At 34.3% G+C, this 13226-nt stretch carries 11 protein-coding genes; 2 read left to right on the forward strand and 9 right to left on the reverse strand.

Annotated elements, in window-relative coordinates:
* Positions 1 to 61: 61 nt before the first annotated feature.
* The 4 genes from AC4G3K_RS02010 to AC4G3K_RS02025 all read right to left on the reverse strand — a co-directional run bounded on the left by AC4G3K_RS02010 (position 62) and on the right by AC4G3K_RS02025 (position 5215).
* Entirely contained in the window at positions 62 to 544 is a 483-nt protein-coding gene (locus tag AC4G3K_RS02010; protein ID WP_491132290.1) for a hypothetical protein, read from the reverse strand.
* Positions 545 to 1192: 648 nt separating this feature from the next.
* On the reverse strand, positions 1193 to 3145 hold the full coding sequence (locus AC4G3K_RS02015; protein WP_491132291.1) for a DNA/RNA helicase domain-containing protein: 1953 nt from the start codon (positions 3143 to 3145) through the stop codon (positions 1193 to 1195).
* A 687-nt stretch (positions 3146 to 3832) separates the two neighbouring features.
* On the reverse strand, positions 3833 to 4759 hold the full coding sequence (locus tag AC4G3K_RS02020; RefSeq protein ID WP_491132292.1) for an exonuclease domain-containing protein: 927 nt from the start codon (positions 4757 to 4759) through the stop codon (positions 3833 to 3835).
* A 15-nt stretch (positions 4760 to 4774) separates the two neighbouring features.
* On the reverse strand, positions 4775 to 5215 hold the full coding sequence (locus AC4G3K_RS02025) for a hypothetical protein (RefSeq protein WP_491132293.1): 441 nt from the start codon (positions 5213 to 5215) through the stop codon (positions 4775 to 4777).
* Between the two features lie 304 nt (positions 5216 to 5519).
* On the opposite strand from AC4G3K_RS02025, the gene AC4G3K_RS02030 reads away from it, so the two are divergent.
* Positions 5520 to 6470, forward strand: a complete 951-nt coding sequence (locus AC4G3K_RS02030) for a hypothetical protein (protein WP_491132294.1) — start codon at positions 5520 to 5522, stop codon at positions 6468 to 6470.
* Positions 6471 to 7001: 531 nt separating this feature from the next.
* Here the strand turns inward: AC4G3K_RS02030 and AC4G3K_RS02035 are convergent.
* Positions 7002 to 7580, reverse strand: coding sequence for a hypothetical protein (locus tag AC4G3K_RS02035; protein ID WP_491132295.1), 579 nt, complete (start codon positions 7578 to 7580; stop codon positions 7002 to 7004).
* Between the two features lie 508 nt (positions 7581 to 8088).
* Here AC4G3K_RS02035 and glpT point away from each other — a divergent pair.
* Positions 8089 to 9447: a glycerol-3-phosphate transporter gene (glpT, locus tag AC4G3K_RS02040; RefSeq protein WP_491132296.1), complete on the forward strand. Its 1359-nt coding sequence runs from the start codon at positions 8089 to 8091 to the stop codon at positions 9445 to 9447.
* 194 nt (positions 9448 to 9641) lie between these two features.
* On the opposite strand, the gene AC4G3K_RS02045 is transcribed toward glpT, so the two are convergent.
* The 4 genes from AC4G3K_RS02045 to AC4G3K_RS02060 form a co-directional block, all read right to left on the reverse strand.
* Positions 9642 to 10166, reverse strand: coding sequence for a hypothetical protein (locus AC4G3K_RS02045; RefSeq protein WP_491132297.1), 525 nt, complete (start codon positions 10164 to 10166; stop codon positions 9642 to 9644).
* A gap of 529 nt (positions 10167 to 10695) precedes the next feature.
* Positions 10696 to 11193 (reverse strand): SMI1/KNR4 family protein, encoded by a 498-nt coding sequence (locus AC4G3K_RS02050; RefSeq protein WP_491132298.1) that lies wholly within the window; start codon positions 11191 to 11193, stop codon positions 10696 to 10698.
* Between the two features lie 5 nt (positions 11194 to 11198).
* Positions 11199 to 12923 carry a T7SS effector LXG polymorphic toxin gene (locus AC4G3K_RS02055; protein ID WP_491132299.1) on the reverse strand — a complete coding sequence of 575 codons (1725 nt, stop codon included), beginning with the start codon at positions 12921 to 12923 and terminating at the stop codon, positions 11199 to 11201.
* A 15-nt stretch (positions 12924 to 12938) separates the two neighbouring features.
* Complete coding sequence (locus AC4G3K_RS02060; RefSeq protein WP_491132300.1) at positions 12939 to 13217, reverse strand: YwqI/YxiC family protein; 279 nt, start codon at positions 13215 to 13217, stop codon at positions 12939 to 12941.
* Positions 13218 to 13226 lie beyond the last annotated feature (9 nt).

Genomic DNA, 13226 nt, shown 5'->3' on the forward strand with positions numbered 1-13226 from the left:
TATATAGCAAAATAGAACCTCTATTAAAGGTTCTATTTTGCGTTCCAGATATCTATTAAGGTTAGCCTTTCAATATCCCTTTATAATTGTCAGCAATCTTCATTAGGTCCTCATGAAAAAATGCATGGCTTCCTTCGATTAGCTCCTCACATAATTCCCCATTAGATTCATTAATATAGTAATCCGCTGTATAAAGTGGATACTCATAGACACCTTGATTAACAGCATAACTTATAGCAAGTTCAATTTTATTATCTTCAGGGATAGGAAATATAGAGTATGTTAGATACTTTTCCTCATCTTCCGATTCATACATTTCAGACAGCTCTTCTGTTTCTTGTAAATCTTCAACTATAAAATCAAATAGTTCAAGAAAATTATTTAGGATTTCTTGTTTCCTTAAAAAATTAATTTCAATTTTTTCAAGCTTTACTTCATTGTCTCCAACTAAATCAAAATAAGGCATTTTCAAAATAAACTCATCTTCATTGAATCCCACCCCTGGATTGGATTCTTCATCATATAAACTGTAGGTCATAGTCATATTGTTATCACTTCTTTCGTTGTATTACTATTAATTATAAAAATGTTCTCTTTCTTTGTCGATCATATTGACCTATGTAAAATGAACTAGCTCAATATGATCGATTATCACCAATCAATACATACTATAGGAATGTAAGGCAGCAATTTGTATTTGTTTGAGAATCTGCACAGTTTTATCTTTTTCTAATTATTTTTATCCCATTAATTAGATTTAAATAAAGACTTCTAACAATTTAAGAGTACTCTATCCTTACTATATTTTGTTATCTATTGTCACATAAACAGAAAACATCTCTTACCTAATAAGGATTCAAGTGTTTGGTTTGCATGTAATCTTTACTGATTTCCAGTGGCTCTTTTTATTCTTTTTTCATCCATAATTCGGCAACGACCATCTTAGATTATCTTCTTCATCTTAGCGAGACCTTTACTTTTAATGAAGAGCAGAACAGCATCAGGATAAAATACAGAAAAGCATTATTCGAAGATAAAGTGTTGAATCTTAATTATTGAAAACTGTTGAGTCTCATTTTAAAATACTGTTGATTTCTCTGAATCACCTGAAAAAAAGGAATAAACCGCATAATAAACAGACTCTAGAATAGTATTCTCTTTAAAGAGTGGATTCTATTCTAGGTCTTTTCTGCTATTTATATTTACCCTTTTTCTCGGCTACTTCTTGATTCGTACGGAAGAATTCATTCGGCTCATAAATATCTTTAGTATCTTTCACACGCTCTTTTAAATACAATTCTAGTTCTTTATTTGTACAATATACGAAGCAGCCTTTTTGACCTCTCGTAAGGAGCGTTCTATAAGTATTTCTGATAATCTCATCAGCAACCTTTGCAGCTTCCTCCGGTTGTTCCTTCATCATTTTCTTTATACCTTTTAATGAATTATCGGTTTTGGCTCTTTTTGTATAATCTGTTCTAACATCATTATCTTCCACAAATAAGTCATCACCAATGATAACACCGATGTAATCGAATTCTAACCCTTGAGACGTATGAATACATCCCACTTCATTTACGGAATCCGGATCAATAGCCCAACTATCTGAATTAGCCAAATTCCAGCTCATACTAAAACTATGTTCCGGCAGTTCAATATCATGGATTTGTGAATTCCCCTTACCTTCCTTCTTCCAATTCCAACAGTATCCTGCTAGTAAACGAGCTTTATTATTAATCTTGTTCAATTCGAATATTTCATTCTTCATAGCAACCGGGTCGCTATATACTCTAAAGTCATAATGACTCCCCATAAAATGTTCATTTGCAGTCTTTCGTATTTGCAGAACATCATCAATCCAGGCTAAGTAGCCATCGGATCCATTGCAACGGAATTGAGAATCTAATACGGCATAAGATACATCAGCATTATAGTATTCAGCGAATTTTTTTATTGTCGAGATACTGCCAGCATCCTTCAATGTAACGCGTTGATGTTCATCGATAAAAAAGATTGATAACTTAGACGCATTTATAATTTCCTTCATTTGATTTTCACCAAGGTTGTTAAACATACCCGATTTCTCATTTAAACGATGAGCCTCATCAACAATTAATACATCAAAGCCATTTGAGGCTGCCTCAATATAACTGCCTGAGCCTTTAAACAGATTATCAATATGCCCCTTGCGGAAATCCCCCTTTAGCTTCTTCGCATAAACATTTCGGGGAGCTGCATTCTTGGTTACATATTGACACACCATATTATTAGCTGTTAACTCAACTAAAAGATTGATCGCTAATACAGATTTACCGGTTCCCGGTCCCCCCTTAACAATCAGCACCTGCTTCGTATTGGTTCTTTGAGCTTCTACCGCAAGTTTTTTGGCTGTTTCAAAAACAACCTTCTGTTCATCAATCATCACGAATTCTTTGTTTCCCTTTAACATGTTAACCAAAGAATCCTGTAAGGATTTAGAGGGGCGTATTCGGCCGTTTTCAATTTTATATAAGTTCTCTTTTTTATCACCAAATTTTATATAGCGCTTAATAAATTCACGCAGCTTTGCAGCGTCCCCTTTTCGAAATACAGGAGCTTTCTCAATATAATACTGATAATAATCATCTATAATCGGATCATTTTCCTCTTGTAGCTTAATATAATTATGCAAATAGGCACATGGATACAAATCCAACTTTCCATCCTGCGCATTTTCATTATAATCTTCTATTAAGGCAGCATATGACCATGCTTGATAGGAAGGATGCGTCGTTTCCCTAAGACCGCCTCCTAGAATGGTTTTGACAATTGCTTCCTTACCTTCAACCTTCTCAACTTCCTGCCATTGCTTTAATTCCACTATTACAATTGATTGATTCTCTTCCTCATCGCTGCCAGAAATAAGAAAGTCAACTCGTTTTGATGTGTAAGGTATCTTAAACTCAATGGCCACTCCCGCATTATCTGGAATTTCTGGATCTAATAGCACCAAATGCATATTCTTTAAAGAATTATCCCAAGACCTTAATTCACTCTTATTGATTCGACCAATTTTATCAGTATAATTCTTAACAATATTGTCTACGAGTTTATCTTCAAATACATCTTGCATAAATTCACTTTTTAGAGCTTCATATACAATCATTAGAATCCACCTTTATCCTCTATCAGATGTAATTATACTCAATATAGTATCATAAATTATTTATCTGCTACCCAGATACTTCCCAGAATTAATCGCCTAAAACCGTAGTATCCATCATAAAAGAACTATGATAACATTTTAGTTTATTACTTCGGGATTTAATCGACATTACAATTTTAATGGTGAGTAAAATGACTTTGTTGTTATAAGCTAGAAATCAAACAACGAATATAAATACGTTCGACACCCCTGGTATTGAAGTGCTCCCTATCTAGTAGACAGTTGAAATAATAAAAATACTTTATGCACTTGATCCCTGAATTCCAGGGGATCAAGCCGTCCAATTTTTCTTGATAAAGTAATTATCCATACAATTTTTTTATACGGAAGATCAGTATTTATGTTTCATGAATTAATTAAAATCTTAGAACTTAAATTACGAAATTTTTACCTGTCTCTTCTATTATATTTGGCATCAAATCACGTTCACACAAAAAGCTCCGTACAACACCGAGCCTTTTAACTATATTCATCTATCTTTAGCGCAACATAAAAATTGCAGATTCCTTGTGTAGGTATTCTTGATAAAACCAGTTAATTTTTTTTATGGTTTCAATAAAAAAGTGTTAATTCTGTCTTAACAGGATGAACAATAAAGAAGGAATGGATGTTTGTACATCTTACTATTTATAACATTTTTAAAAATTCATCTTCATTCAAAATTTTTATATCTACACCTTGTTCTATTAAAGCGTATGCTTTTTCTTCTTTCGTACTGAGTCCATCTTCACCAACTAAAGTTTTATCTTGTACTCCCACTATCAAGTAATTAACCTTTCTACTAACTCCAGATTTTAAAATCCCCCCTAAATCCACTATTTTCTTCATTGCTGTTTTACGATCAATAGTTTGAAGTTCCCCAGTAAATACAAAATTTTTTCCAAAGAAAATATGCGTTTCATCAAATGTTTCTACACTCGCTTCGATTTCATGAATGTTTATCTTATTAAATTTTTTCCTTTTTCCAAAGTATTTATTTGGCTTTAACTCTGAGAAAAATCTGATTGGAATGCTCCCATAACTACGACAGTATGCATCTAGCGATTTTCTATTCTTTAATTTGACACAATGAATGACTAATTCTGCTGTGGCTATAGCATCTGCTAACGCATCGTGATGATTATCTAAGGATATTCCAAAATGATTCGCTCTATCTTTTAATGAATTTCCAATTCCTTCTCCTCTACAAGCCCTCGTACTAATTGGAATACTATCTATATACTTAAAATCCGGGAAATCTAACTCATATTCTTTTAAACATGCATGTAACACGGTCATATCAAATTGAGCATTATGCGCGACAAACACGTTTGTATCATTAAAGAATTCCTTTATTTCCTCCCAGAGTTCATTAAATTTCATTTCATCTTTTACATGTTCTGGCTTAATCCCATGAACATTTACCATTTGTGGGTTGAAATCAAGAATTGGTGGTTGAATGTAAAAATGTTTTTTATCAACAATTTCATTATTTTTTACAAAAACCATTCCCATTGAACAAGCACTATTATAATTATTATTAGCAATCTCAAAATCTATAGTTATAAAATCCATTATTCTTACTCCATTTTAATATGAACAATTAATATTAAACTGTTCTAATAGGTATTGATCTAATTCACTTTTATTTTCAAAGACCAAAGATGTTTCTTCGGTTAAAAAATGAAAGTGATTGCTGTATATACTTTTTCTTATAGTAAATGTTAGAGAAATAATTTTTTCAATACCATCTACTACTCCCTTATATTTAACCGTCTCTTTCAGTACTGGTCTATATTGGTATTTACCAATTTCATTTCCGTCTTTTCTAACAATAATTAATGCATTGTTTTTAATATCATGAAATTCTAATTCACGATAATCGTATACTCCTTTAGAACTAAAGCATTCATTAGCTGATTGTAAATATAGATGCAACATTTCTTCACGTGTAAAACCAGTTACATTAACCTTTTCGCCTACTATGTCTAAAATAGCACTGCGTAATTCATTTAATCTATCTTGTAACACACAACCCACCCTTTTCTAACATTAATTCAAAAAATATACAGTAACATTTTAGTGGATATAACAGATAAACACATTGGTAAATTTATGGTAGGAGAAAAAAGACAAACTTTGATATAAATTTATATAACTTAGTTTAAAAAATCGTTTCCAGTTAAAGAATCCAAAAATCAACTTAATATCCCAATGTCAGTTTCGATGCGTCCTTAGCTTTTCTTAATATATGTTTTTCGATGTTGCTATCTTTCTAATTCTTGTTATAGGATAAGTATAAGATTTAAAGAATTCTTATATTAGGAGATATACTATGATATACAACTTCAAGAAAACACTAGACATAAAAAAACATACAAACTTTAATCATGTTAATCTGCATATATCTTTCAAAGAATGTGAAGTTTCTACTATTAATGACATTATAAATTATGCTAATAATAAGCCAGATGGTGAAAAACATATTGAATTTCTACAAGGATATAAATCTCAAATTGAGGAACATATTTCGTTAATTAAAAAAGCTGTAACTGAATCAGAAGTCTTGTCAAATGATTTAACTAAATTTATAGAGGCAGTACAGAAAGAAGAATATACAAAAAACGATGTTGTTAAAATCGGTAATCATTCATTTTACATTTCTTATTATAAAGGTGAATTTACATTCATTACCCAGATCAACCATGATTATCATCTCAAAATGGACATGTATCTCATTTTCACTTATTTATATAATGGAAAAAAACTTATATTGCATAGTGCTTCCATTGGATATACTGATAAAGCATTAAAAGACTTAAGAAATCATCCGAGTTTTTTGATACATGAAATCGAGAAAATGGATGAGTTATCAAAAATTAATGATGTTAATGCCCAATATAGAAAATGCCAAGACTTATTAAAACAACTTTTCAACCTTCATGAGATATATGATATAGTGTCTTTTAATGATTCTTATTACAACTATTTCTTTGATGATCCAAAAAAAATATTATTTCTCATGAATCGTAAAAGAGTTACAAATGTTATTAAACTTCAACTTGAACAAAATGATGTAAATAACATAACACCTGATTTAATTAATCTAATTCAAACAGAAAAAAGATATATAAATCATATATTTGATGAAGAATTCGATACTAAAGAATCTTTTGATAAACGGATAGAAAAACTAGAAAATGAAAAACATTCATTGATGATTAGTTTGCAAATTGACCAAAATTTATTAGATAGATATATGAGTTTTATCGATCTTGAAAAATAGTGGCAGCCTATCAAAACAAATAGGCTGCCTTTTTAACCTTCATTTACTAGGAATCCCTCAAATTAATATACCCTCATCAAGCTATCTCTTTTCGTAACTACTTCTGAGAAGGAGGGGATAATAAACCAACCTATCCACCATCCTCAAATAATTCCTTATTAGCTGCTGAATTTTGATAAAATAACTCTAACTAAAAAACCTTGAAGGCTTTAGCCAATCAAGGTATAAGTTACATATTACTTTTTTCTACTTCTTCGAATTAATTATCAAATATATCATCAGGTAATAGTTCATTATTATTTGTATATACTAAATCATATCTATAGTTTGCTTTTAAACTATTATTCTTTACATCGTAATAAAATTTTATCTCTGTTGTCTTTTCCATTTCAAATAACCGGTACCAGAAGCTATTCGAGGAAGAAAAGGACGTGTGAACGTGAAGGAAGTAAAGGTGAAAATGGCTTTGAGCCCGGTGTCAGCCATTTAATCATTTACTCTATCTAACTAACTCACTGTAGTAATTCCTCTTTATTCTTTAACAATAACTTCGCCAACCTGTACTGAATAAGGTCCAGGGGTTCCTACTTCATATCTGAAATATGTTCTGGCTTTGCCGTCCTTTGGGATAGTCACCCATAAATCTCCTTTTATATTTTCGTAACCGGAACTAAATGCTCTTCCTTGGAATCCCTCTGTATCAATGACATTGAACTCACTTGAACTGAGTTCTATCTCATCTCCTGTTTTATTCGTAAGCTCCATTTCCACCAGGGCTATATGTTTAATGGATTCTTCGTCAGTAGCTCTTTCGTCAGTTTCTGTAACGCTTACTACTTTAACTCCAAGAGGAGCTGCTTCTTCTTCATATTCCGCATATTCCACCTCAAAATATTCTCCGATTTTTGGATTTATATTTGTTGCAGTTGCCCCTTCTGCTTCCTGTTGTGTTTCACCCGTTACCTCTTCATACTTCTCCTTTAGTTCTTCGTACTTCCTTTCCAATTCATCGTATTTATCTATTTTCGCTTGGTCTTCTTCACTAATTCCACAACCAGCAAGTAATCCAATAGACAATGTTGAAGTTATAATTCCTTTTACTAATTTCATATTAATGATTCTCCTATTCTGTTTTTAAATAAAATTTTAAATACTCTTTATTTATTATACTAATAAAGTTTTAAAGTGGCAGTAGTAAGTTTTAAGCAAAATAAAAAGGCTGCCAGGTGGCAACCTTATCTATAGATACTTCCTTCATCGACGAGATATCCTATGCCTTATCAATTGGTAAAACAATCATGAATCGATTCAACAGTGAGGAAACTATATCTATTTAAGAAGTGATGTACACCTCTGAAGGAGAGGATGTTCACTGGAAAAACGTTCCAAAATACTGTCTGGATGGTAATATACAATCCATGCTTGATGAATATGCACATATGTAATATGAAGGTTAGACTGCAATCGAAGGTGACCCAACGAACCTATTCGTTAATACAATGGCAAACCAATATAGCACTCTAGCAAATACTTGATTTTGGTAGCGCATACATATTATAGTAGGTATGCGCAATATTTTACATTTTTATACAAAATTAAACAAAAGAGGAGGATGAACATGTTTAAATTCTTGAGGCCGGCTCCAGCGATAGAACCTTTGCCAAAAAACCGAATTGATCCTGAATATAAGAAGCTTCGTTTACAGGTTTTTCTGGGAATCTTTCTTGGATATGCGGCGTACTATTTGTTACGTAAGAATTTCTCGATTGCGATGCCTTATTTAACAGAAGAAGGATTCAGCAAAACAGAATTAGGCTTTGCTTTATCTGCGATCTCCATTTCCTATGGAATCAGTAAATTTGTGATGGCCACCATATCGGATCGAAGTAATGCACGAATATTTTTACCTCTCGGATTAATTCTTTCAGCTATTATTAGTTTATTAATGGGATTAGTACCAGCTTTCACTTCTACTGTAACCATTATGTTTGTGATGTTATTTTTGAATGGCTGGTTCCAAGGGATGGGATGGCCGCCTTCCGGAAGAATACTAGTTCACTGGTTCAGTGTCAGTGAACGGGGTAATAAAACGGCCTTATGGAATGTCGCTCATAATGTTGGCGGTGGGCTGATGGCTCCTTTAGCGGTTGCCGGCGTATCTCTCTATACGGCATTTAACAGTAATGCGACCTATGAAGGTGTCTTTATTTTACCAGCGATTGTAGCCATTTTTGTTGCTGTTGTATCCTATTTCCTAATACGCGATACCCCTCAATCTGTTGGTCTTCCACCGATTGAAATATATCGAGATGATTATCCAAGTAAGAAAAAGAAAACGTTTGAGGAAGAATTAACTGTCAAAGAAATACTATTTAAATATGTATTAAATAATAAATGGGTATGGGCGATTGCGATTGCTAATATCTTTGTCTATTTTGTCCGCTATGGTGTATTGGACTGGGCACCAACCTATTTAAGTGAAGAGAAAAAATTCGATATGAGCCAATCCAGCGTGGCTTACTTCTTATATGAATGGGCAGGAATACCTGGAACCCTTCTATGCGGATGGATATCTGATAAAGTATTTAAGGGACGACGCGGTCCTGCCGGATTTTTCTTTATGATCGGCGTGCTGATAGCGGTTGTTATCTACTGGCTCAACCCACCGGGTAACTCAATGATTGATATCGTTTGTCTGATAGCGATAGGTTTCTTAATTTACGGACCTGTTATGCTGATTGGTCTTCAGGCTTTAGACTTTGTTCCAAAGAAAGCAGCGGGTACTGCAGCTGGATTAACAGGGCTATTCGGTTACCTGGGTGGTACAGTAACAGCCAATGCGCTCATGGGAGTCGTTGTTGATCAGGCAGGATGGGATGCAGGATTCATTCTATTAATTATCTCCTGTGTACTGGCTATCATTATCTTTGCTTTTACTTGGAATGTGCGTGGGCAGGAAGTTGTGAAGAATCATTGATTATGAATTAGAAGAAGTTTCTTTCTATCCTTCTTCTACTTTTCTATTAAAAAAGTGTTAATCCTTAATAACAGGGATTAACACTTTTTATTAGTCTATAGTATCTCCACATGTATATCTTAAAATGATTTATGATTGCGGAACTGCAACTGCTTATCCTCCGCCTCCATTATGGTCTTTTAGGGATTGGTTCATTATTTTAATCGTTTTACATTCAATAATTCTTCCATCGGCATTTTGTAAGCACGATTTCCCAATTCTTTTTTTAGTACTTCATTGGCATCATATTCTTCCGGTGTAAAGGAATCTTCGCGACCTTTTTTCAAATAGTCATAGAAAACAGGAGGTAAAAAGTCTTCTTTTAAAGACACTTCCACAGATTCTCCATTTTGTCTTGTGAAAATATAGGCATAGCTGGTCGGGCGATAGGGATCATATTGAGCTACCGGATAGTTCACATCAACGGTATATACCCCTCTCGTTTTACAGCGAGTTACAAATTCGAATACATCGCGGAATCCAGGTCCTCCGTGACCCGATTGAACGGAAAGATCTTCACGATTCGGAATTTCGTTTCCGAACAATTCCTGGATAGCCGCTTCCACTACACGGAACCCAACCCCTAACGCCATATAAGCAGCATAGCCATGATACTTTTTAATATCATCAAAAGAGATTTCGATTAAATCACTTCGATCATAAATTTTAATTGTTCGCATATTCAGTCTCCCATTCTTAGTTGTCCTAGCAAACTAATTATAGTTAATTTAGAAAAATCGCACAAATTATAAGCAGACTTACTTAAATCATAAGAGATATCTGCTGCATGTTAACCTTACGTCCAGTTTTAGTCTCTATATCTCTTAGATAAGATTATGCTAAGTCCTTATTAAGTTTAACCGTACCCTTACCAGTCTTCCCACTATCCCCAAACGTTCCCTTTGTAATCTGCTGGACACGATTTTCAAGGTTATGCATTACATTGTAGGGAATCGGACCTACCCCGGCTGCGCTGAAGGCGGGTGAAGGATTATTTATAGTGGGATTTAATTTGTCTAAATGACCAATTTTACCGATCTTTCCTATCTGACCTGCCTTGCTGTTCCTTTATCGCCAATTATACTTGGACCAATGTTGCAAAGAAGTATATAAGATATTCGACTCGGCTTTCCAAATCGCTATGAGTGATACTTTTATTTTAGTGTTAATTTAATAAAAACCTTGTAAGGCATAAAGCCCATCTAGGTTCTATTCAACATTATCATATGCATCACCTAAAGATTTAAAATCACTCCTTAACCAATACCAATATTGGCCCTTATTATTTATAAGGTTTTCAAGCAAATCAGTAAACGAATTGGCGATTATTTGAGACTCACCGATAAGTCCATGGCGATCAAAAAAACTATCATAGCATCTACCCAGTCTATTTTCATTTAGATCAATCGTTAAGTATTCGTCCTTACCATCATTACAAATGATATACCAATCTGACGAAATATCTTCGTCACATAAATCACCAACAATTATTGGGTTTGCCAACACTACTTTATCAGGAGAAACAATATAGATGGGATATTCCTCGTTCTCAAATAAGACCAAGCCACCGCTAAGACTATAAAACTCTTTCAAATCATTAGGTAATGTATGCTTTGATTCATCTATAATAGGTAATCCTACAGGTTCAAAAACACGACAATATGGTAATTCTTTTATTTGAGTAAGTAAATGTTTTATCTTGTGCATTTGTTTTACTCCTTATAATTATATTTATTAAAAGCATTATAATATTCTTGTCTAGCTGATTTAGGAACTTTTGCTGCATCCAACATTCGCTCAGTAAGTTCGTGCATTTCCCTTGGTGTCACAGAATCCCAATCAATTTTCCCTCCAACCTTTTTGCCTGATTTTTCATATAACCATTGTCTATAAACAACTTTTGTAGCATTATGTTGTTCTTTAGTCAAAGCTAAGGTTGGGGTATTACCCCCTCTGCTAACATAGTTTGGAACGTTATGCTTAGCCCAGACATCCATGACGCCATGATGATTTTCCAAGGGTGAATTGCTTGGTCTATATGGTACTACATCATTAGGTTCAACAGTTTTAGTCGTACCCTTACCACCATCCCCAAAAGCTTCCTTCGTTGCTTGCTGGATCTGATTTGAAAGGTCATCCATCACATTATAGGGAATTGGACCTCCCCCTGCAGCGCTGAGGACGGGTGAAGGACTATTTATAGTGGGATCTAATTTGCCTAAATGACTAATCTTTCCTATCTGACCTGCTTTACTGATCCCTTTATCCCCAATTACCCCTAGACCAAGAGTGGTAAAAATATAAGTGAAGTATTCAGTTCGGCTTTCGGCATCGCCATTAATCACCTTTTTCTTAAATCCATCCTTTACGGCTTGCCCCATGTATTTGCCTACATCCAGAATGGAGGTTTCTGAATCGAGAATTAAACGAGTGGCCAAGAAGCCCATCTTCACAGCGGCATCCATTCTTGCTTCAGAATCAAAGAAATTTTTAACTCCAGCAATTGTATCCTCTACTGCTTTACCAGAACCTTTATAAACCCCAGTGAATGCTTTATCGACTGTGGGATTAATATAAATCTCAGTGACACCTTCTTCGATTTCTTCCGGGACCTCGCTGACAACTTCATAATATGTCTGCCCATCTGAAGCAATCTTCCTGTATTCCATAACAATCAAGCCATTTTCATACACGTTGTACTTGATACTTTTATAGTTTCCATAAGCTTCCCGTGTGATTGTTTTGATTGGGGTCAGTTTTAATTTTTGGACTGATTCACCTAATAGACTGCGATAGGCTTCACTGTCCATCAACTTTTTCGGTGTAAATTGAACAATTCCTGTCTTATCTCCTTTAAAGCTGGTTTGCATTTGCTCGATATAGCGGGTCATCGTCTGTATTTCTTTTTCAACTGTATCCAGAGAGCGTGTGGCCTGACGATCGAATTCATGCAACTTCTTAACCGTTTCTTCTGCCTTTTTCTCTGCTTCATAGATGGATTGCAGTGTTTCTCTAGTATAGAGGATCGGTAAATCGACGATATCATTCACTTGTCGTATTCGTTTATTAACGTCAAGGGAGAGACTTACTGTAGCGTCCTCTATTCTATTCAGACCCATAGGTATATCGGTACCCACAAAATTTTCATGAATATATCCGCTATTGGATGATTCCACTTGTCTAAGAGAGACACATATTTCTTCTATTACCGTATCATAGGTGGCAAGGAAGTCTTGGAAATACAGTAAAAACGGATGATGGATTTCATGAAAGTAGCTTCTGATTGATTCTCCCATATTTCCTTTAAGCGCCTCATCTGACTCGATCATCTCCATGACTGCCGCATGCAGCTGCTCCATTTGTTTATGTAGAGATGTGAGTTGCTTTTGGATCTGTTCCATCCCCCTATGAAAATCATCGACATCCAATACTTTCACCGCTTCACCAACCTTCTATTTGATTTGAAATTGAAACGAAATTTCTTTTTCGAATTCCTTCATATCTTTTAACGCCTCTTTAGCTGCAGCTTCATTTCCTGTCAGGTAAGATTGATAGTTTTCCAGCAATTGTTTGAGATTCGTATTTAATTCGTTCAGTCGGTCAAGAACCTCTAATTTATTTTCTCTCCCAATATCAGTAGGCAAGGATAGTTTTAGCTCGTCTGTTTTTGCTTTTATCTTGGCCAGCGCCCGTTCTGCTTCCTCATATTGAATCTTGATTTCTTTACTCATAAGACGTGA

The sequence above is a fragment of the Bacillus sp. z26 genome (genome assembly GCF_058313635.1).